The sequence below is a fragment of the Lacisediminihabitans profunda genome (genome assembly GCF_008040105.1).
GTDB lineage: Bacteria > Actinomycetota > Actinomycetes > Actinomycetales > Microbacteriaceae > Lacisediminihabitans > Lacisediminihabitans profunda.
This window is the reverse complement of sequence record NZ_VRMG01000099.1, coordinates 1-222: the sequence shown is the minus strand read 5'-3', so window position 1 is coordinate 222 and position 222 is coordinate 1. Positions and strand designations below refer to the sequence as shown.

1 pseudogene is annotated in these 222 nt (G+C 75.7%); it reads left to right on the top strand.

Features of this window, described 5'->3' with window-relative positions:
- Positions 1–222, top strand: a pseudogene (locus tag FVP33_RS19210) (DUF1116 domain-containing protein); the annotation flags it as partial.

The window sequence follows — 222 nt, the reverse complement described above, 5'->3', positions numbered from 1 at the left end:
GGTGGCGGGTTTCGTGGGGGCGGGCGGCGCGAGCGCGGCGCTGGGGGCGACCCGCTCGATGTACGAGATCACCGCGGCGCGGAATCCGGAGTGGACCATCCCGGCGCTGGATTTCGCCGGGACGCCGACGGGGATCGACGCGCGCAAGGTGGTCGCGAGCGGGCTCGCGCCGACCATCAACACCGGCATCGCCCACCGGGAGCCGGGGGTGGGGCAGGTGGG